The organism is Streptomyces sp. NPDC016469 (genome assembly GCF_040632905.1).
Classification (GTDB): domain Bacteria; phylum Actinomycetota; class Actinomycetes; order Streptomycetales; family Streptomycetaceae; genus Streptomyces.
Genome location: NZ_JBEYCQ010000043.1, coordinates 19,984 through 40,541 on the forward strand (window position 1 = coordinate 19,984; position 20,558 = coordinate 40,541).

The window sequence follows — 20,558 nt, forward strand, 5'->3', positions numbered from 1 at the left end:
TGGCTGCTACGCCCCTGTTACACAGCCGGAGGACGTCGAATGACACAGCCGGAGGACGTCGAAAGGGGCCCGTGCGGACGTCGCGCGGGCCCCTCGTCAACGCGCACCTACGCCCAGGTGATCAGCCGCTTCGGCTGCTCCAGGATCGCGGCGATGTCCGCCAGGAACTTGGAGCCCAGCTCACCGTCGATCAGGCGGTGGTCGAACGACAGGGCCAGCGTGGTCACCTGACGGGGCTTCACCTTGCCCTTGTGGACCCAGGGCTGGAGCTTGATCGCGCCGACCGCGAGGATCGCGGACTCGCCCGGGTTGAGGATCGGCGTACCGGTGTCGACGCCGAAGACGCCCACGTTGGTGATGGTCACCGTGCCGCCCGCCATCGCGGCCGGGGACGTCTTGCCGTCCCGCGCCGTGGCGACCAGCTCGCCCAGGGACGCGGCCAGCTGCGGCAGCGTCTGGTCGTGGGCGTCCTTGATGTTCGGGACGATCAGGCCGCGCGGGGTGGCGGCGGCGATGCCCAGGTTCACATAGTGCTTCTGGACGATCTCCTGGTTGGCCTCGTCCCAGACCGCGTTGACCGCGGGGTTCCGCTTGATCGCGACCAGGAGGGCCCTGGCGATGATGAGGAGCGGGTTGACCCGCACCCCCGCCATGTCCTTGTCCTCCTTCAGCTCCGCCACGAGCTTCATCGTGCGCGTGACGTCGACGGTCACGAACTCGGTGACGTGCGGAGCGGTGAACGCGCTGCCGACCATGGCCTGCGCGATGGCCTTCCGTACGCCCTTGACCGGGATACGCGTCTCGCGGGCGCCGGCCGGGACGGGAGCGGAGGCCTGCGCGGGGGCCGCAGCCTCGACGGACGCCTCGGGCACCGAAGGCGCCGAGGGCACGGCCGGCGTCGCCGCCGCGTGCACGTCCTCGCGCGTGATGACACCGCCCGCGCCGGTCGGGGTGACCGTCGCCAGGTCGATGCCCAGGTCCTTCGCGAGCTTGCGGACCGGCGGCTTGGCCAGCGGGCGGGCCTCCGGGATCGCCGCCGTGCCCTGGCCGTTCAGCTCGGCCTGGACGGCAGCGGCCGCGGCGGCCGGGGGCGCGGTCTCGGTGCCCTTGCGGGCCCGGCGCTTCGTGGAGGACTCGGCCACGCCGTAGCCCACCAGGACGGGCTGGCGGCCCTTCGGCGCCTCGGCCTCGGGGGCCGGTGCGGTGGCGGCCTCGGGCTCCGAGGGCGCGGGACCGGAGTCGGACCCCGGCGCCACGTCCACCGCGATGATCACCTGGCCCACATCGACCGTGGTGCCCTCGGGGAAGCGCAGTTCGTGGACGACGCCGTCGAACGGGATCGGCAGCTCGACGGCGGCCTTCGCGGTCTCGACCTCGCAGACGACCTGGCCGTCGGTGACGGTGTCGCCGGGCTGGACGTACCACTTGAGGATCTCGGCCTCGGTCAGTCCCTCGCCCACGTCGGGCATCTTGAACTCACGGAAGCGAGCAGCGTTGGAAGTGTCGGTCATCGTGGTCACGCTCCTCTCCTCAGTACGCAAGCGAGCGGTCGACGGCGTCGAGCACCCGGTCCAGGCCCGGCAGGTACTCCTCCTCCAGCCGCGCCGGCGGGTACGGGGCGTGGTAGCCGCCGACCCGCAGCACGGGCGCCTCCAGGTGGTAGAAGCACCGCTCCGTGATGCGAGCGGCGATCTCGGCCCCGGAGCCGTAGAAGACGGGTGCCTCGTGGACGACGACCAGGCGGCGGGTCTTCTCGACGGACGCCTGGATGGTGTCGAAGTCGATCGGGGACATCGACCGCAGGTCCACGACCTCGACCGACTTGCCCTCCTCCTGGGCGGCCGCGGCGGCCTCCAGGCAGACCTTCACCATCGGGCCGTACGCGGCGAGCGTGAGGTCCGTGCCGGTGCGGGCGACGGCCGCCGCGTGCAGCGCGCCCGGGATCGACTCGGTGTCGACCTCGCCCTTGTCCCAGTAACGCCGCTTCGGCTCGAAGAAGATGACCGGGTCGTCGCTCTGGACGGCCTGCTGCATCATCCAGTACGCGTCCGACGCGTTGGACGGGGAGACCACCTTCAGTCCCGAGACGTGCGCGAACAGCGCCTCGGGCGACTCGCTGTGGTGCTCGACGGCGCCGATGCCGCCGCCGTACGGGATCCGCACGACGACGGGGAGCTTGATCTTGCCGAGCGCGCGGGCGTGCATCTTCGCGAGCTGCGTGACGATCTGGTCGTACGCGGGGAAGACGAAGCCGTCGAACTGGATCTCCACGACGGGCCGGTAGCCGCGCAGGGCGAGGCCGATCGCCGTACCGACGATGCCGGACTCGGCGAGCGGGGTGTCGATGACGCGGTCCTCGCCGAAGTCCTTCTGGAGGCCGTCGGTGATCCGGAAGACGCCGCCGAGCTTGCCGACGTCCTCACCCATGATGAGGACCTTCGGGTCGGTGTCGAGGGCCTTGCGCAGCGACTCGTTGAGCGCCTTCGCGAGGGACATCTTTTCCACGGCCATGGTTACTTGCCCTCCTCGGCGAACGAAGCCTGGTAGGCGGCGAACTCGGCGCGCTCCTCGTCGACGAGCGGGTTCCCGTCGGCGTAGACGTGGTCGAACATCGCCATCCGGTCCGGGTCGGGCATCGCCCGTACGGCCTCGCGGACGCGCTTGCCGAGCGTTTCGCTCTCCTCGTCCAGGGCGGTGAAGAACGCCTCGTCGGCCGCGCCCTGCTTCTCCAGGTACGTGCGCAGACGCAGGATCGGGTCCTTCGCCTCCCAGGACGCGCGCTCCTCGTCGGCCCGGTACTTCGTCGGGTCGTCCGAGGTGGTGTGCGCGCCCATGCGGTACGTGAACGCCTCGACCAGGGTCGGGCCCTCGCCGCGCCGGGCGCGCTCCAGGGCGGAGCGGGTGACGGCCAGGCAGGCCAGGACGTCGTTGCCGTCGACCCGGACGCCGGGGAAGCCGAAGCCCTGGGCGCGCTGGTAGAGCGGCACCCGGGTCTGCTTCTCGGTGGGCTCGGAGATCGCCCACTGGTTGTTCTGGCAGAAGAAGACGACCGGGGCGTTGTAGACGGCGGAGAAGGTGAACGCCTCCGCGACGTCGCCCTGGCTGGAGGCGCCGTCGCCGAAGTACGCGATGACGGCCGAGTCCGCGCCGTCCTTGGCCACGCCCATGGCGTAACCCGTGGCGTGCAGGGTCTGCGAGCCGATGACGATCGTGTACAGGTGGAAGTTGTTGCTGTTCGGGTCCCAGCCGCCGTGGTTCACACCGCGGAACATCCCGAGCAGGTTGGTCGGGTCGACGCCCCGGCACCAGGCCACACCGTGCTCGCGGTAGGTCGGGAAGACGTAGTCGTCGTCGCGCAGGGCCCGGCCGGAACCGATCTGGGCGGCCTCCTGGCCGAGCAGAGAGGCCCACAGGCCCAGCTCGCCCTGGCGCTGGAGGGCGGTGGCCTCGGCGTCGAAGCGGCGGGTGAGGACCATGTCCCGGTACAGGCCGCGCAGCTCTTCCGCGCTCAGGTCGATCGAGTAGTCCGGGTGCTCGACGCGCTCGCCCTCGGGCGTCAGCAGCTGTACGAGCTCGGGCGTCGTACCCTCCGGCGTCTTCGCGGGCGTTTTCGCGGCGCTGGTCCGCTTGCTGCTGCGTCGCGGTTTGCGCGCGGCAGCAGTGCTCTCCACGGTCACGTGCGTGCTCCTCCGTCGGTCCGGCCCCCGGGGTCTGCCGGGAGACCAGTGCGGCTCGCCTGTGTCCGTACCCGTGCACGGGGTGGGTGCCGCTCGGTCCGGGAAACAGGCGTGACAGGTGCCCCGGCGAGCGCCCTGTCCAAGGCACGTTACCCAGTGCGTCCCGTAACTGCGAAACCCTCCCTGACCTGCGATTTTGCTTGGATATCCAAGTAAATCGAGGAATTCGGGAAGTCTCGCTGGTCACAGCACTGATCACAGCCTCGCAGGCCGCCGGAACAACGGCACGTTATCCCGCCCGGCAGCGGCAGGGAAGGGGTGAGTGTGTGAGACTGCGATTGTGCGCGAAAAAGGAAAAATCACCGTATTCCTACTCGACGATCATGAAGTGGTCCGGCGCGGGGTCCATGAGCTGCTCTCGATGGAGGACGACATCGAGGTGGTCGGCGAGGCCGGTACGGCGGCCGACGCGCTGGTGCGGATTCCGGCGGTCCGCCCCGATGTGGCCGTGCTCGACGTACGGCTGCCGGACGGCAGCGGGGTCGAGGTCTGCCGCGAGATCCGGTCCCAGGACGACTCCATCAACTGCCTGATGCTGACCTCGTACGCGGACGACGAGGCCCTGTTCGACGCGATCATGGCGGGCGCCGCGGGCTATGTCCTCAAGGCGATCCGCGGCAACGAGCTGCTGGCGGCGGTACGGGACGTGGCGGCCGGGAAGTCGCTGCTGGACCCGGTCGCGACCGCGCGCGTTCTGGAGCGGCTGCGCGACGGGAAGCGCGGGCGGGACGACGAGAAGCTGGCGAACCTCACGGTCCAGGAGCGCAAGATCCTGGACCTGATCGGCGAGGGGCTGACCAACCGGGTGATCGGCGAGCGGCTGCACCTCGCCGAGAAGACGATCAAGAACTACGTGTCCAGCCTGCTGTCCAAGCTGGGCATGGAACGCCGCTCGCAGGCCGCCGCCTACGTGGCACGGCTCCAGGCCGAGAAGCGCTGAGAAGGACTTTGGTCCCGGGGAAACGGGGGCCCCGGCCTCTTATCCGGCCCACACGGCCTGGCCGACAGTGGAAGGCATGTCCACCGAGGAACTCCACGCGATCGACCTGCTCGGCCGGGTCCCCTACGGCCGGCTGGCGACCAGCATGCGGGCCCTCCCGATCCTGACCGTGGCCCGGCACATCGTCATCGACGGGCGGGTCGTGCTGCGCATGCACAGCGGGCTCGGCCACCACGGCGCCTGCGACGGCGCGGTCGTGGCCTACGGCGCGGACAACTTCAACACCGCCCCCGCCGGCACCGAGGACCTGTGGTCCGTGCAGTTCACCGGGCCCGCGCGGGTCGCGGAGCCGACCCCCGCCCAGCGCGAGCGCTTCGGGCCGCCGCCCGTCGAGGTCAACGGCGAGCCGTTCGCCCCCTCGTACCTCTGGCTCGAACCTCACTTCGTCACGGTGCACACTCTGGACTTCCACGCAAGCCGGCAGATCCGCAACGCAGCGTGATCTAACATCTGACGCGTGTCGCGCTCATCTGTCGCCTCCCCGCCGGTTCCGCCGGTCGGCGAGGTGCTTCGCCGTTACCCGGACGCCGGTGCGCCGCTCACCTGCGCCCCGCTCTCCCAGGGCCTGCTCAACCACGGTTACCGGGTGTCCACCACGCGGGGCTCGTACTTCCTCAAGCACCACTCGGACGACACCACCCGCGACCGCGCCACCATCGTCCGCCAGCACCGCGCGACCCGGCGCCTCCAGTCACTCGGAGTGCCCGTCGCCCCGCCCGTCCGGGCCCGCGACGGCGAGACCGTCACCGAGATCGCCGGCCGCTGCTACGCCCTCCACCCCTGGGTCGACGGCCTGCACCGGGGCGGCGCCCAGCTCACCCTCACCCAGTCGACGCGTCTCGGGACGCTCCTCGGAGCCGTACACACGGGTCTTGAGCGGGTCATGGGCTCCGAGCGCGATACGGGGACCGGCGGCGGGCGTCCGCCCGGTTACGCGAGCCCGGAGGCGGCCGACACCTTCGCGCTGATCGGCGACCTGCTCGCCGCCGCGCGCGGACGCGCCGGCCGGGACGCCTTCGACGAGCTCGCCGAGCACCGGCTGCGCGAGCGGCGCGCCCTGCTGGAACGGTACGCCGACCGCCGGCCGCCCGACCCGGGAGCGCCCGCGACCGGCTGGGTGCACGGCGACTTCCACCCGCTGAACGTGCTCTACCGCGGCGCCGACCCGGTCGCGATCCTGGACTGGGACCGGCTGGCCGTCCAGCCCCGGGCGGAGGAGGCGGTCCGGGCGGCGGCGATCTTCTTCGTGCAGCCGGCCGGGGCGCTGGACCTGGCGAAGGTGCGCGCCTACGCCCGGGCCTACCGGCGGGCGGCCGGGGCGGACGCCGCCGAGCTGGCTGCGGCGGTGCACCGGGTCTGGTGGGAGCGGCTCAACGACTTCTGGATACTGCGCTGGCGCTACTGCCTGAACGACCGGAGGGCCGACCCGCAGTTCCCCGCGGTGTCGGCCCTGGCGGTCTGGTGGACCCGTGAGTACGAGGCGGTGCGCGCGGCCTTCACGGGGTGAGCGGGGCTCAGTTGCCCGTGGCCGAGCCCGCCGTGCCGGTGCCCGTGGTCCCGGCGGAGGCGCCCTGGGCGGCGCCGCCCGGGGCGCCCTCCGAACCCTCGGCCGCGCCTTCGCTGGTCCCGGCGTCGGTGCCCTCGCTGGTACCCGTGTTGCCGCCGTCGCTGGTGCCGGTGTTGCCGCCCTCGGTGGTCGTGCCGGTGTCGCCGGTGTCCCCCGCGCCGCCGCTGCCGGAACCGTTGCCGCTGTTCCCGCCGGAGCCGTTGCTGCTGCCGCCGTTGTCCGAGCCGCCGTTGTCCGTACCGCCCGTGCCCGGCTGGGGCGAGGTGGCGGACGGGGACTCGGAGGTCTCGCTCGGGGTGGGCGAAGGCGACCAGGTGTCGTCGTCCCAGCCGCCGCCGGTGCTGTCGCCCGGCTGCTGGGTGTCGTCCTGGGTCTCGTCGGGGGTCGGGGTGGGGGAGTCCTTCGTCGGCGTCGGCGTGCTGGAGGTCTCCGTGGGCTGCTTCTCGTGCTTCTGTCCGCCGCCGTTCGCCGCGTTGAGCGCGATGGCCACGCCCGCGCCGATCGCGATCAGGGCCAGCACGACGAACAGCCACAGCTTGCCGCGGCCGCCGCCCTGCCGGGTGCTGCCCCCGTCGTAACCCCCGTCGTCCGGGTTCATCGGCGGCAGGATCGGGGACTGCGAGGTGTCACCGTGCTGCGGGTAGCCGCCCATGGCGCGGGTGGCGCCGGTCATGCCGCCGGGCGGGGTGCCCGGTCCCTCGTTCAGGACGACCGGGCCGGTGTTCCACGTACCGGTGTGGCCGCCCTGCACCTGGAGCATCTGCAGCCCGTACTGGACCAGGCCGCGCATCTCCTCGGCGCTCTGGAAGCGGTCGTCCGGGTCCTTCGCCAGCGAGCGCATCACGAGCCCGTCCAGCTCCGGCGGCACCGATTCCAGGATCTGCGACGGCGGGACCGGGGTGTCCTGCACGTGCTGGTACACCACGGACAGCGGCGTCTCGCCCGTGAACGGGGGACGCAGCGCCAGCAGTTCGTACAGCAGGCAGCCGGTGGCGTACAGGTCGGAGCGGTGGTCGACGGCCTTCCCGAGCGCCTGCTCGGGAGAGAGGTACTGCGGCGTGCCCATGACCATGCCGGTCTGCGTCATCGTGGACTGCGCGCCGTGCAGCGCGCGGGCGATGCCGAAGTCCATCACCTTGACCGCGCCGGAGTTCGTGATGATCACGTTGGCGGGCTTGATGTCGCGGTGCACGATGCCGTGCTGGTGCGAGTAGGCCAGCGCCTCCAGGACCCCGGAGACGATGATGAGCGCCTGCTCCGGCGGCGGGGCCTCGGCGTTGATCAGCAGGTCGCGGATGGTGCGGCCCTCGACCAGCTCCATCACGATGTACGGGACGGTCTGGCCGGCGACGGTGTCCTCGCCGGAGTCGTACACCGCGACGACCGCGTGGTGGTTGAGCCCGGCGACCGACTGCGCCTCGCGTGTGAAGCGGGCCTTGGAGACCGGGTCCTCGGCGAGGTCGGAGCGCAGCAGCTTCACCGCGACGGTGCGCCCGAGCCGGACGTCCTCCGCCGCGAACACCTCGGCCATGCCGCCCCGGCCGAGCCGGTGGGTCAGCCGGTACCGTCCGTCGCCGACGACTCCGCCGATGCCCCAGGAATCGGTGCCATCCGGAACTCCGCCGCCGTTTGCTTCGGGTTCGGGTGCCATCAGTCCTCGCCGTCGTATCTGTCCGCGTCTGTCCGCGCGTCCGCGCGTCGCGGGGTCTCACGGTGCCTTGCTGCGTCGCCGGCTGCACTGCCGGCCGCATTGCCCCGTCACGCTACAGCCTCGGTAGGACAGGCCGATTCGGCGCCGGACCGGCCATCCAATCGGCTGGCGCGCCGCCGACGCAAATTCCATGCTGGTCCTGTAACGCTTCCGAGACGCTTCCGGCGCGTACGGTCACGGAACGGGCACCCGGCTTGACGTGTCGTACCCCTCGGGCAGACTTGGCCAGTAATTACGGATCATCGCGTGAGTCGCGCGCCGAGTTCCCGGGAGTCGCGCGCCGAGGGGGAAGCAAGTCATGAGCCACGACGGCGCACACGGTTCGCAGGGTCGGTACGCGGGCGGTTCCGTCGCCGGCGGCCGCTACCAGTTGCGCGACCTGCTCGGCGAAGGCGGGATGGCGTCCGTATACCTGGCGTACGACTCCGCTCTCGACCGTCAGGTCGCGATCAAGACGCTCCACACCGAGCTGGGCCGCGAGCAGTCGTTCCGCGAGCGCTTCCGCCGCGAGGCCCAGGCCGTGGCCAAGCTCCAGCACACCAACATCGTCTCGGTGTTCGACACGGGCGAGGACGAGCTCGGCGGCGCGCTGATGCCGTACATCGTCATGGAGTACGTCGAGGGGCAGCCGCTCGGCTCCGTGCTCGCGGCGGACATCCGCGCCCAGGGCGCGATGCCGGCCGACAAGGCGCTCAAGGTGACCTCGGACGTGCTGGCCGCGCTCGACACCAGCCACGAGATGGGCCTGGTGCACCGGGACATCAAGCCGGGCAACGTCATGGTGACCAAGCGCGGTGTCGTGAAGGTCATGGACTTCGGTATCGCCCGCGCCATGCAGTCGGGCGTGACGTCGATGACGCAGACCGGCATGGTCGTCGGCACCCCGCAGTACCTCTCCCCCGAGCAGGCCCTCGGCCGCGGGGTGGACGCGCGCTCCGACCTGTACTCGGTCGGCATCATGCTCTTCCAGCTGCTGACCGGCCGCATCCCGTTCGACGCGGACTCCCCGCTCGCCATCGCGTACGCGCATGTGCAGGAGGAGCCGGTCGCCCCGTCCACGATCAACCGCTCGCTGACCCCGGCGATGGACGCCCTCGTCGCCCGGGCGCTCAAGAAGAACCCGAACGAGCGCTTCCCGAGCGCGGCGGCCATGCAGGACGAGATCGCGCGCGTGCTGAGTGCGAGCGGCCGGACCGGTGCCCCCGTGATCGTCGGTGACGGCGGCGCCCCGGCCAACAGCGGTTCCGGCGTCGGCTCGGCGGTCTTCCCGCCGGTGGACCAGTCCGCGCCGGCCCCGCAGAGCGTCCAGACGCCGTACCAGCCCGGCCCGTACCAGCCCCAGCCCGGCCCGTACGGCCCGGCGACGCCGGCCCCCGCCACCAACCCGTCGTACGGCTACCCGCAGGCGCCCGCCCCGGCCTACCAGAGCCCGGGGCCGCTCCAGCACCAGACGCCCTCGCCGTACACGATCTCCCCGCAGACGACGTCGGCCCCCGCCTCGGGCGGCGGCTCCAAGCGGAACATGCCGGTGATCATCGGCTCGATCGTGGTCGCGCTGGTCGCCATCGGCGGCCTGATCACGGTCATCGCGCTCAACGGCGACGACAAGGGCGGCGGGGAGGCCAAGGCCGGTGAGTCCCCGTCCGGCGAGCACCGCGATCCGGAGCGGAACCGGACGATCGACACCGAGAAGTGCACGGCCGCGTCGGAGGACACCGACGATCCGAACAAGGTCGACGCTCCGAATTTCATGTACAAGGACATCCTCTCGGTGCGCGCGTGCGCGGACGCGGCGGGCTGGACGCTCAAGGTGAAGAAGGTCCCGGGCAACGCGTACGCGGAGGACCAGGTCATCAATCAGTTCCCGTCATCCGGAGCCGCGGTTTCCGAGACCGGCGCCCACTTCGAGCTGGAGATCGCGACGGGCGACCCCGCGTAGTTCCCGCGCCCTCGGCCGGGACCCATCCGTACGCCTCACCCGGGATGCCGGTCGTGCCGTCCCGTGTGACGGTGACCGCATGGCCTCAGGACAACTCTCCGCGCGCTCCTCGCGGGGCGTGGCCTGCCTGGCGCTGACGGCGGCCGCGACCCTGGGGGCGGCGGCTCCGGACGCCTCCGGGCGGCCCTCGCCCTCTCCCACGTCCAGCAGTTCGCCGCATGCCGGGGAGGCGCAGTCGCCACTCGCCGGGTGGCCCGCCGGGGCGGGGCGGCAGCGGCCCGGGCGGTCGGCCGCTGAAGTGGCGCGGCAGGACGCGCAGGAGGACCGGGAGCCGCGGCCCTCGCCCTCCGAGTCGGCCGCCGTGCCGGTCTTCACCCCGAACCCGGCCGACTTCCGCGATCCGCCGGAGGGGCGGCAAGCCCTGACCGGGGCGACCGTCGAGCGGGTGCAGCAGATGTCGCTGGGCGCGGGAATCGCCCTGGTCGGGCTGGGTCTCGGCTTCCTCGCGCTGCGGATGCGCCGCGCCCGCTGACCGTACGGTCTCCTTCCGAACCGCTTCCGCGGCGACTTGCGGTGATCAACATACTCGGTATACATACTCAGTATGTCGATCCGTCACGGGCTCCTCGCCCTCCTGGAGCGCGGGCCGCGTTACGGCTCCCAGCTCCGCACCGAATTCGAGTCGCGCACCGGCTCCACCTGGCCGCTCAACGTCGGGCAGGTGTACACGACTTTGAGCAGACTGGAGCGCGACGGCCTGGTCGTCCAGGACGGCGAGGACGACCAGGGCCACGCCCTCTACTCGATCAGCGACGCCGGGCGCACCGAGCTGCGGGCCTGGTTCGAGACACCGGTCGACCGCAGCAACCCGCCCCGCGACGAGCTGGCCATCAAGCTGGCCATGGCGGTCGGGGCACCCGGCGTCGACATCAAGGCCGTCATCCAGGCCCAGCGCCACCACACGGTGAAGGCCATGCAGGACTACACCCGCCTCAAGGCGCGGTCCCTCGCCCAGGCCCCCGCCAACCGCGACGAGGTGGCGTGGCTGCTCGTCGTGGAGCAGCTGATCTTCCAGGCCGAGGCCGAGGCGCGCTGGCTGGACCACTGCGAGGCCCGGCTGATCCGCCTCGCCGAGGCCGCCGCCACGGAGCCGGAGGAGAGCCCGTCCCCGGGCCCGGCCGCCCGCACCACCGCCCGGCCCGCCCGGTCCCGCACGCGCCGCTGAGTCCGGCGCCCTCTACATCCACCGTTCCGAGAGGGAACCATGTCCCTGCACGTCCCGTCTCCATCCGCCCCGCCCCTGCCGGTGGACGCACCGGTGCTCGAACTCCGCTCGCTCACCCGCACCCACGGCACCGGCGTCGCCGAGGTGCACGCGCTGCGCGGCATCAGCCTGTCGGTGCACGCCGGTGAGCTCGTCGCCGTCATGGGCCCGTCCGGCTCCGGCAAGTCCACCCTGCTCACCCTCGCCGGCGGTCTCGACACCGCGAGCGGCGGCCAGGTGATCATCGAGGGCCAGGACATCTCCACGCTCGGCCGCAAGGGCCTCGCCGCCCTGCGCCGCCGCAGCGTCGGCTACGTCTTCCAGGACTACAACCTGATCCCCGCCCTGACGGCCGCCGAGAACATCGCCCTGCCCCGCGAGCTCGACGGCGTCTCGGTCCGCAAGGCCCGCAAGGAGGCCCGCGCCGCGCTGGAGGAGATGAACCTCCTGGAGATCGCGGACCGCTTCCCGGACGAGATGTCCGGCGGCCAGCAGCAGCGCGTCGCGATCGGCCGCGCCCTGGTGGGGGACCGGCGCCTGGTCCTCGCCGACGAGCCGACCGGGGCGCTCGACTCCGAGACCGGCGAGGCCGTCCTGGCGCTCCTGCGCAACCGCTGCGACCAGGGTGCGGCCGGGGTGATGGTCACGCACGAACCGCGTTACGCGGCCTGGGCGGACCGGGTCGTCTTCCTCCGGGACGGTTCGATCGTGGACCAGACGCTGACGGCCGGGGCCGACTCGCTGCTGGCCGCCGGGGGAGCCGAGTGAGCCTCTTCACGGGGTGGCGCGCCGCCCTCCGGATAGCCCGCCGCGACGCCCTGCGGGCCAAGGGCCGCAGCGCCCTGGTGGTCGCGATGATCGCGCTGCCGGTCCTGGGCGTGACGGCCGCCGACATCACGTATCGCAGCGCGGACCTGAGCCCGGCCGAGCAGCTGACGGCCGAGATCGGCTCGGCCGACGCGGTGTACAGCGACGTGGGCCTGGGGCCGATCCAGCAGATGCCCGACGGCACGATGTACGACAGCGCGAGCGGCAAGGCGCCCTCCGAGGAGCCGCCGCCGGTCGACATGCGCACCGCGTTCCCGAAGGGCGTACGGGCGATCAGCGAGCAGTCGGTGCGCACGACCGTCACCACCTCGTACGGGATCGCGAGCACCGAGATCATCGAGCTCAAGACCTCGGACCGGATGGCCCGGGGGCGGATCGATCTCGTCGGGGGCGCGTTCCCGCGCGGCCCGGGCGAGCTGGTGGCCACCGAGGAGTTCCTGGAGTCGGCGGGCCTGCACGTGGGCTCCGACGTCACGGTGACGACCTCCGGCAAGAAGTACACGATCACCGGCGCGGTCGAGCTGCCCGCCGACCTGGACGCGAAGGCGCTGTACGCGGAACCGGGCGCGGTGATCGCCCCCTGGGCGGCCCTGGCGAAGCACGACAAGAAGGTGCCGGAGCCCCAGCCGGGCGACACCCGGTGGCTGGTCGAAGGGGCCGGGGAGGCCGGAATCGTCTGGAAGGACGTGCTGGCCGCCAACAAGGCCGGTGCCCTCGTGTCCTCCCGGCAGGTCTTCGACAACCCGCCGCCGGACTCCGAGGTCCCGCTGCTGCGGACGAACCCGCAGTACGCCTCCGACCGAAGAGTCACGTCCGACGAGACCAGCACCGCCCTGATCACCGTCGTCGCGATGGCGCTCCTGGAGGTCGTGCTGCTGGCCGGACCCGCGTTCGCCGTCGGCGCCCGCCGCTCCCGGCGCCAGCTGGGCCTGCTCGGCACGTGCGGCGGGGACCGGAGCCAGGTCCGCGCGGTCGTCCTCGGCGGCGGTCTCGTCCTCGGCGGCGTCGGCGCGGTCGCCGGTGTCGTGACCGGCCTGCTGCTGACGGTGGTGTTCCGGCCGCTGATCGAGGGCTGGGCCGGTCACCGCTTCGGCTCCCTCGTGCTGCACCCGGCCGAACTCCTGGTCATCGCCGTGCTCGGCCTGGTCACCGGCCTGCTGGCGGCGTTCGCCCCGGCGATCGTGGCCGGCCGGCAGTCCGTGCTGGAGTCCCTGACCGGCCGGCGCGGGGTGCGCCGCAGCTCCCGGGTGCTGCCGATCACCGGCGCCTGCGTGCTCGCGCTCGGTGTGCTCGTCGCCGTCTACGGGGGCACCGGCGGCGACTCCGCGATGGTCGCCGGCGGCTCGGTCGTCGCCGAGCTGGGCCTGCTGGCCTGCATCCCGGTGATCGTCGGGCTGCTGGGCAGGCTCGGACGCAGGCTCCCGCTCTCACCCCGGATGGCGCTGCGGGACGCGGCCCGCAACCGGGGCCGTACCGCTCCGGCGGTGGCCGCCGTCATGGCGGCGGTCGCGGGCTCCGTCGCCATCGCGACGTACATGGCCAGCAACCTGGCGGAGTCCGACTACGACTACATGCCCATGCTGACCGAGGGAACGATCGCGCTGACGGCCGGTGACACCGAGACCGCCGAGCGGCTTCCGGCGGCCCGCGCCGCCGTCGAGCACAACATGGCGGTGACCGGCGGGCGTGCCGACATCTCCCGCGTCTGGGCCGGCAGCGACTGCACCGTCTACTACGAGGACGAGAACGGCGGCTGCGGCTCCCTCTCGATGGTCAAGCCGACCGGCAAGGACCACACCTGCCCGCTCGACACCAAGGGCGCCAAGGAGCTGGCCGCCCGGCTCTCCGCCGACGAGCACCGCGCGATGATGCGGACCCCCGCCTGCGTGGACGTACACAACTCCACCGGGACCTTCAGCTACGACTCCGACAACATCGTCATCGGTGACGCGGCCCTGCTCGACACGTATGTGAAGCTCCGCGACCCGGCTGCGGCCGCCGCCCTGAGGGCCGGCACCCCCGTCCTGCTCAACGAGGCGTACGCGGAGAACGGCGAGGTCACCCTCAAGGCCGTCCACCGGTTCAACGCCAAGGACAAGGAGAACCGCAAGCTGCACCCCGGCCCGGCCCGGAAGACCACCGACCGGCTGAAGGTGTACGTGGCGAAGGCGGAGTACGCCACCACACCCGGGATTCGCATGATCCTCCCGCAGCGGACCGCCGAACGCCTCGGCCTCTACACGCAGCCGCTCGGCAGTGTGTACGCCGTCAGCCACGAGCCCACGGACGCGGAGAGCCAGCGGACCTCGGCGGCCATCGACCAGGCCGGGGGCGGTCTCTGGGTGCAGACCAACTCGGGGGCGAACGAACGGGACGACACGATCCTGCTGATCCTCACCCTGTTCGCCGGAGTGGTGACGGTGGGTGCCGCGGCGATCACGACCGGCCTGGCCAAGGCGGACGCGGAGGCCGACCTCACCACGCTCAGCGCGGTCGGCGCGCCCCCGCGCGTGCGGCGCTCGCTCTCCGGCTTCCAGTGCCTGGTGGTGGCGCTGACCGGGGTGCTGCTCGGGACGGCGGCGGGTCTGGTGCCCGCCGTGGCGCTGCGGCTGGTCGATCTGCGCGAGGCGATGGAGTACATGCGCGAGCAGCCCATGGAGTCCGCGTACACGCCGATCGTGCTGCCCTGGGCGACCATCGGCCTGCTGGCCGTGGCGGTCCCGCTGCTGGCGGGCGGCCTCGCGGCGGTCTTCACCCGCTCCCGGGTGGCCCTGGCGAGGCGGGCCGGCTGAGAAGCTGAGCCGTTCGGTGCCCCCGAAGGCGGTGGATCAACCGTTTCCGGGGGCACCACAGTGTTGAACACCGTGTGTGCGAGACAATGGCGGCATGGAGATGCCGAGGAATGAACGGTCGCAGGAGCACCCCCAGGTCCTCGTAGTGGGGCAGGACGGAATGGCGATCGGCGGCGGTGGCACGGACGACGAGTCGCGGGAGGTCCCGGTGACGGAGATGGTCGAGCAGCCCGCGAAGGTCATGCGGATCGGCAGCATGATCAAGCAGCTCCTGGAGGAGGTCAGGGCCGCACCTCTCGACGAGGCGAGCCGAGTGCGCCTCAAGGAGATCCACGCCGGTTCCGTCAAGGAGCTGGAGGACGGCCTCGCGCCGGAGCTGGTGGAAGAGCTGGAGCGGCTGTCCCTGCCGTTCACCGAGGACTCGGTCCCCTCCGAGGCGGAGCTGCGGATCGCCCAGGCCCAGCTCGTGGGCTGGCTGGAGGGCCTTTTCCACGGCATCCAGACCGCGCTGTTCGCCCAGCAGATGGCGGCCCGCGCCCAGCTGGAGCAGATGCGCCGCGCCCTGCCGCCCGGCAGCGGTCCGGAGGAGGACGGCGGGATCGACCCGAACGGCCCGGTCCGCTCGGGGCCGTACCTGTAACCGACCACGTAACGAGGGGCCCGGCACACCGCGGTGAGCCGGGCCCCTTCCGTTTGCCCGCGTGCGCTCAGGCCGCTGTCGGCGGCTGGAGCAGCACCTTGCCGATGTGGCTGCTGGACTCCATGACGCGGTGGCCCTCCGCCGCGTCCGGCATCGGCACCGTGCGGTCGACCACCGGCTTCACGACGCCCTCCTCGATGAGCGGCCAGACGTGCTCGCGGACCGCCGCGACGATCGCCGCCTTCTCGGTGAGCGGTCGCCCACGCAGCGAGGTCGCCGTAACGGCCGCCCGCTTGTTGAGCAGCATGCCGAGGTTCAGCTCGCCCCTGGCGCCGCCCTGGAGCCCGATGATCGCGAGCCGGCCGTTGACGGCGAGCGCCTGCACGTTCCGGTCGAGGTACTTCGCGCCCATGATGTCGAGGATGACGTCCGCACCCGCCCCGGCCGTGGTCTCGCGGATCTCCTCCACGAAGTCCTGCTCGTGGTAGTCGATCAGGATGTCCGCACCCAGCTCCGCGCAGCGCGCCAGCTTGTCGGGGCTGCCGGCCGTGACGGCGACCCGTGCGCCGACGGCCTTGGCGAGCTGGATCGCCATCGTGCCGATGCCGCTGGACCCGCCGTGCACCAACAGGGTCTCGGCGGGCCGCAGATGGGCCACCATGAACACGTTGGACCAGACCGTGGCCGTCACCTCGGGCAGCGCCGCGGCCCGCACGAGGTCGAGGCCCTTGGGTACGGGGAGGAGCTGGCCCGCCGGGACGGCGACCTTCTCCGCGTAACCGCCGCCCGCGAGGAGCGCGCACACCTCGTCGCCGACGGCCCAGCCGGTGACCCCGGGCCCGAGGGCCGAGACACGGCCGGAGCACTCCAGGCCCGGGTAGGGGGCCGCTCCCGGCGGCGGGTCGTAGAAGCCCTGCCGCTGGAGCACATCGGCCCGGTTGACCGCGCTGGCCACGACGTCGACGAGGACTTCGCCGTCGCCGGGGACGGGATCGGGCACCTCGGCCCACACGAGCGCCTCGGGGCCACCGGGTTCGGGGATCGTGATCGCATACATGGCCGCGAGGCTACTCCGTGGGCGGGGCGGTCTCAGGAACGCGGCATGCCCTGGTGCGGCGGGTGGGTGGGCGGCTCGTTCGAGGCGCGGACGATGGTGATGAGGCGGTCCGTCAGCTGCAAGGGGCTCGCCGACGGGTCGTCGTAGCCGAGGAGCCGGTGGCCCCGCAGCACGTTGACGACGAGGTCGTCGGTCTCCCGCACGTTCTTGCCGACCTCGCTCTTTATCACCGGCCGTTCGACCAGATCGAGGCCGCTGCCCTGCTGGATGAGGTCCTCCATGACCGTGCCCGCGCTGGGGCTGAGCACGGAGAGGCCGAGCAGCCGGCCCGCCGCACTGGCACTGGTGATGACGGCGTCCGCGCCGGACTGCCGCAGCAGCGGGGCGTTCTCCTCCTCGCGGACCGCGGCCACGATCTTCGCGCTCCGGTTGAGCTGGCGAGCGGTCAGGGCGACCAGCACCGCGGTGTCGTCGCGCTGGGTGGCGATGATGACCTGACGGGCCTTCTGGAGCTCGGCCCGCAGCAGCACGTCGCTGCGCGTGGCGTCCCCCACGACACCCGTGAAGCCCTCGGCGTTGGCGACTTCGATCACCTTGGTCGCCGGATCCACGATGACGATCTGTTCCTTGCTCAGCCCGGTGGCGCACAGGGTCTGAATGGCCGAGCGGCCCTTCGTGCCGAACCCGACGACGACAGTGTGGTCACGCAAGTTGGTTCTCCAACGCTTCAGCCGGAAGTCTTCCCGGGTCCGCTCCGTGAGGACCTCAAGGGTGGTGCCGACCAGGATGATGAGGAAGAGCACACGCAGCGGTGTCACGAGCACCACGTTGATGAGGCGGGCTCCGTCGCTGTACGGGGTGATGTCGCCGTACCCGGTGGTGGAAAGAGTGACCGTCGCGTAGTACACCGCGTCCAGCAGGTCGACCTTGCCGTCGGCCGCGTCGTGATATCCGTCCCGGTCGATCCAGACGATGAACACCGTGATGGCCAGGACCATCAGAGCCATCATCAGCCGCTTGGCCACCTGGCGCGCCGGCCCGTCCACGACCCGGCGCGGAAGCATCACGCGGGTGGGAACGACCTGTTCGTCGGCCCGCCTGGCCATCGCGTCTTGGCCGGGAAGTTTCACGTGAAACACCCTTCAGTCCACGGCGTCGCCGAGGCCCACGGTAGATCGAGGATCTCCACCTCGGTGCCGGACCGTACCCCGCCCGGCTCCACGACGGCCAACCCGTCTGCGGCGGCGATCCCGCGCAGCATGGCGGGACCGTTGTAGTGCAGTGGTACGACGTGCTCTGCCCCGCCCGCGGTTCCGGGTTCTCCGGCCGCCCGGTGGACCACGGGCACCAGCCGGGTGTCATGCGGATGCCCGTGCACATCGTCGCGCACGGCCACCCGGTAGGCGTCGTCGGGGGTGCGGCCGCCCAGTCCGCCGAGGAGCGGCCCGGCCAGGGTGAGCAGTCCGGAGACGGCGGCCAGGGGGTTGCCGGGCAGTCCGACGAGCCAGGGACCGGCGGAGGGGAGCCGGGCCAGCAGCATCGGATGGCCGGGCCGCACCGCGACCCCGTCGACCAGGAGCTCGGCCCCGATCCGGTCGAGGACGCGGTGGACGTGGTCGACGGGCCCGGCAGCCGTGCCGCCGGTCGTGATGATCAGGTCGGCGTCGGAGCCGGTGAGCGCCTTCCCCAGGGCCTCCGCGTCGTCGCCGAGGCGCCGCGGTGGGGTGACCTCGGCGCCCAGTGCGTGCACCCAGGGCCCGATCATGGGGCCCAGCGCATCGCGGATCAGCCCGTCGTGCGGCAGCCCGGCGGTCAGCAGTTCGTCGCCCAGCACCAGGACGTCGACGCGCGGACGGGCCCGGACGGGCAGCTCGTCGTACCCGGCGGCCGCGGCCAGTCCGAGCACGGCGGGCGTGACGACCGTGCCGGCGGGGAGCAGGGTCTCCCCCGACCGGCACTCCTGGCCGCGCGGCCGGATGTCCTGCCCCTGGCTCACGGACCGCTGCGCGTGCAACAGCCCCTTGGTCTCGTCGGCGTGCGCGTGCTCGCTGCGGATGACGGCGGTGGCCTCGGCGGGGATACGGGCGCCCGTGGCGATGCGCACGGCCGCCCCGTCGGGCAGCGGGGCGGGCGCACCGTGACCGGCGAGGATGCCGGCGCCGTCCCGGACCCGCCAGGGCCCGGGCCCGGCAACGGCCCATCCGTCCATGGCCGAGGTGTCGAAGGACGGCAAATCGGTGAGCGCGACCAGCGCCTCCCCCAGGACCCGCCCCAGCGCCGTGCCGAGCCCGAGCCACTCGGTGCGCACGGCACCGCGCTGTCCGGCCCGCGCGGCGACGGCCCGGGCCACCCGCCAGGAGACGTGGCCGCGCCGGGGGGCGGCGGGGGAACGGTGCCCCGGCCGGTCCCCGGCGGACGCGTCGGGACCACGGCCCTCCGGGCGGTCCGTGGGGTCGGCGCCGGTCAGCGCCGCGCCGTCGGGCCGAGGCTCCGACGGCGCGGCGGCGTGGGTGCCCGGGGCGGGCGGGGTGTCCGACCAGTCGTCGTGGAGGTGGGTGAGCCAGTCGCCCGGCAGGGGGGTGGGCTGATCGCTCGGCGGCCCGGTGGTGGGCCTGCCGGACGGCGCGTCCGCCGGGCGGGGCGCCTGCCGGCTCACAAGCGCCAGGGCCTGGGCGACGGCCCGCTCCTCATCGGCCCGCGCCTCATCGGCCCGCGCCTGCGCGTCGGGGGCGGCGCGGGGGCCCGTGGCGGCGCGGGGGTCGCCCCCGGCGAGAGGGTCGCCCTCGGCGCAGGGGTCCGCGGCGGCCCGGGAGTCACCCCCGGCGCAGGGAGCCGCGGCGGCCTGGGTGTCGCCCCCGGCGCGGGGACCCGCGGCGGCCCGGGAGTCGCCTCCGGCGAGAGGGTCGCCCCCTGCGCAGTCCGCGGCGGCGCGGGAGCCGCCCCCGGCGCGGCGGCCCGTGGCGGCCCGGGAGTCGCCCCCGGCGAGAGGGTCGCCCCCGGCGCGTCGGTCAGCCCCGGCGCGCGCCTCGTCCACGCGAGCGGCGTCGCCGCCGTGGGCGCCGGAACCCTCCGGCTTCCCGGCCCCCTCGGAGCGTCCGACATCGCAAGGGCCTTCGGGAGCACCGGCGCCTCCGGCGCCCACGGGCCGGGTCACGGTGTCTCGTTCTCGTCCGCCCACCGGAGCGCGAGCGCGGTCGCCTTGCGGGCGGCCTCCGCCACTGCCTCGGGCCCTCCGCCGTCGCCGCTCGCCTTCGCCGCCGCGTAGCCGACCAGGAAGGTCGTCAGGGGCGCGGCGGGCCGGGCGACGCCATGGGCGGCGTCACGGGCGAGGTCGAGCAGGAGGCCGGTGTCGACGTCGAGGTCGATGCCGAGTTCTTCCTTGACTGCGGTGATCCATTCGTCCAGCACCGTCCCATGTTCTCTGATTCGGGCCCGGGCCGAAGCGATGTCCTCCCAGGTGTCGCAGTCGAACGAGGCGAGGGGGTCCGCCGCCACCCGGCACAGCGTCAGCTCCCGCGTGAGCAGCCTCAGCGGCAGCCCGCCCAGTCCGCCGTGCTCGGCGGCGAGCAGGGCCAGTTCGCGGCGGAGCGGCTCGCCCCGGTACACGGCGACGAGCGGCTGGTCGCGCCCGTCCTCGTCGGAGCACAGAGCCCCCTCGACGCCCTCCCGCCCCGAGGCCGCCACCAGTTCCGCGACCGTATCGGCGCCCAGGAACGGCAGATCGGCGGAGAGCACGAGCACCCGCTCCGCCGAGGTGTGCCGTACCCCGGCACCCAGCGCGGCCAACGGCCCTCCGCCGGGGGGTACTTCGCGCGCCCAGGTCACCGCACGGGTGGTGGGCCGCCGGTCCCCCACCACCACGGTGGTCCCGGCGCCGGGACAGGCGGCGAGGACCCGGTCGAGGAGCGGACGACCGCCCACCCGCACGGCGGGCTTGTCGGCACCGCCCAGCCGCTTGGCGGCCCCTCCGGCGAGAACGATGGCGTCGTAGGCGGTCATGCCCCGAGTATGCGGGCCCGGTCA

17 protein-coding genes are annotated in these 20,558 nt (G+C 72.8%); 9 read left to right on the plus strand and 8 right to left on the minus strand.

What is annotated here, in order from left to right; all coding sequences use genetic code 11:
* Positions 1 to 107: 107 nt before the first annotated feature.
* Genes ABZ565_RS32265 through pdhA form a run of 3 tightly spaced genes read right to left on the minus strand, consistent with a single transcriptional unit; the run spans position 108 to position 3,677 of the window.
* Positions 108 to 1,520, minus strand: a complete 1,413-nt coding sequence (locus ABZ565_RS32265; RefSeq protein ID WP_361034856.1) for a dihydrolipoamide acetyltransferase family protein — start codon at positions 1,518 to 1,520, stop codon at positions 108 to 110.
* 10 nt (positions 1,521 to 1,530) lie between these two features.
* The gene (locus tag ABZ565_RS32270) at positions 1,531 to 2,511 is read right to left on the minus strand and encodes an alpha-ketoacid dehydrogenase subunit beta (protein WP_361034859.1); all 981 of its coding nucleotides are present in this window, start codon (positions 2,509 to 2,511) and stop codon (positions 1,531 to 1,533) included.
* A gap of 2 nt (positions 2,512 to 2,513) precedes the next feature.
* Positions 2,514 to 3,677, minus strand: a complete 1,164-nt coding sequence (gene pdhA, locus ABZ565_RS32275) for a pyruvate dehydrogenase (acetyl-transferring) E1 component subunit alpha (protein ID WP_361034862.1) — start codon at positions 3,675 to 3,677, stop codon at positions 2,514 to 2,516.
* 340 nt (positions 3,678 to 4,017) lie between these two features.
* Between pdhA and ABZ565_RS32280 the strand changes: the two genes are divergently transcribed.
* From ABZ565_RS32280 to ABZ565_RS32290, 3 genes are all read left to right on the plus strand, one after another.
* Positions 4,018 to 4,677: a response regulator transcription factor gene (locus ABZ565_RS32280; RefSeq protein WP_361034865.1), complete on the plus strand. Its 660-nt coding sequence runs from the start codon at positions 4,018 to 4,020 to the stop codon at positions 4,675 to 4,677.
* A gap of 76 nt (positions 4,678 to 4,753) precedes the next feature.
* Positions 4,754 to 5,179 (plus strand): pyridoxamine 5'-phosphate oxidase family protein, encoded by a 426-nt coding sequence (locus ABZ565_RS32285; protein ID WP_361034868.1) that lies wholly within the window; start codon positions 4,754 to 4,756, stop codon positions 5,177 to 5,179.
* 63 nt (positions 5,180 to 5,242) lie between these two features.
* Positions 5,243 to 6,244, plus strand: coding sequence for a phosphotransferase (locus tag ABZ565_RS32290; RefSeq protein WP_361034926.1), 1,002 nt, complete (start codon positions 5,243 to 5,245; stop codon positions 6,242 to 6,244).
* A 7-nt stretch (positions 6,245 to 6,251) separates the two neighbouring features.
* Here ABZ565_RS32290 and ABZ565_RS32295 read toward each other — a convergent pair whose 3' ends face one another.
* Positions 6,252 to 7,955, minus strand: a complete 1,704-nt coding sequence (locus ABZ565_RS32295; RefSeq protein ID WP_361034871.1) for a protein kinase — start codon at positions 7,953 to 7,955, stop codon at positions 6,252 to 6,254.
* A 358-nt stretch (positions 7,956 to 8,313) separates the two neighbouring features.
* Between ABZ565_RS32295 and ABZ565_RS32300 the strand changes: the two genes are divergently transcribed.
* From ABZ565_RS32300 to ABZ565_RS32325, 6 genes are all read left to right on the plus strand, one after another.
* Positions 8,314 to 9,954 (plus strand): protein kinase, encoded by a 1,641-nt coding sequence (locus ABZ565_RS32300; protein WP_361034874.1) that lies wholly within the window; start codon positions 8,314 to 8,316, stop codon positions 9,952 to 9,954.
* 79 nt (positions 9,955 to 10,033) lie between these two features.
* Entirely contained in the window at positions 10,034 to 10,486 is a 453-nt protein-coding gene (locus ABZ565_RS32305; RefSeq protein ID WP_361034877.1) for a hypothetical protein, read from the plus strand.
* Between the two features lie 72 nt (positions 10,487 to 10,558).
* A complete protein-coding gene (locus ABZ565_RS32310) occupies positions 10,559 to 11,179 on the plus strand; it encodes a PadR family transcriptional regulator (RefSeq protein ID WP_361034880.1) in 621 nt (206 codons plus the stop codon).
* A 39-nt stretch (positions 11,180 to 11,218) separates the two neighbouring features.
* Positions 11,219 to 11,986: an ABC transporter ATP-binding protein gene (locus ABZ565_RS32315; RefSeq protein WP_361034883.1), complete on the plus strand. Its 768-nt coding sequence runs from the start codon at positions 11,219 to 11,221 to the stop codon at positions 11,984 to 11,986.
* Complete coding sequence (locus ABZ565_RS32320) at positions 11,983 to 14,838, plus strand: FtsX-like permease family protein (RefSeq protein WP_361034886.1); 2,856 nt, start codon at positions 11,983 to 11,985, stop codon at positions 14,836 to 14,838. The genes ABZ565_RS32315 and ABZ565_RS32320 overlap by 4 nt, the downstream gene beginning before the upstream one ends.
* A 94-nt stretch (positions 14,839 to 14,932) precedes the next feature.
* Positions 14,933 to 15,478 (plus strand): bacterial proteasome activator family protein, encoded by a 546-nt coding sequence (locus ABZ565_RS32325; protein ID WP_361034889.1) that lies wholly within the window; start codon positions 14,933 to 14,935, stop codon positions 15,476 to 15,478.
* A 67-nt stretch (positions 15,479 to 15,545) separates the two neighbouring features.
* Here ABZ565_RS32325 and ABZ565_RS32330 read toward each other — a convergent pair whose 3' ends face one another.
* From ABZ565_RS32330 to ABZ565_RS32345, 4 genes are all read right to left on the minus strand, one after another.
* A complete protein-coding gene (locus tag ABZ565_RS32330; RefSeq protein WP_361034892.1) occupies positions 15,546 to 16,535 on the minus strand; it encodes an NAD(P)H-quinone oxidoreductase in 990 nt (329 codons plus the stop codon).
* Positions 16,536 to 16,567: 32 nt separating this feature from the next.
* Complete coding sequence (locus tag ABZ565_RS32335; RefSeq protein ID WP_361034929.1) at positions 16,568 to 17,641, minus strand: potassium channel family protein; 1,074 nt, start codon at positions 17,639 to 17,641, stop codon at positions 16,568 to 16,570.
* A gap of 20 nt (positions 17,642 to 17,661) precedes the next feature.
* Complete coding sequence (locus ABZ565_RS32340) at positions 17,662 to 19,200, minus strand: molybdopterin-binding protein (protein ID WP_361034932.1); 1,539 nt, start codon at positions 19,198 to 19,200, stop codon at positions 17,662 to 17,664.
* A 485-nt stretch (positions 19,201 to 19,685) separates the two neighbouring features.
* Complete coding sequence (locus ABZ565_RS32345; protein WP_361034895.1) at positions 19,686 to 20,534, minus strand: NTP transferase domain-containing protein; 849 nt, start codon at positions 20,532 to 20,534, stop codon at positions 19,686 to 19,688.
* Positions 20,535 to 20,558 lie beyond the last annotated feature (24 nt).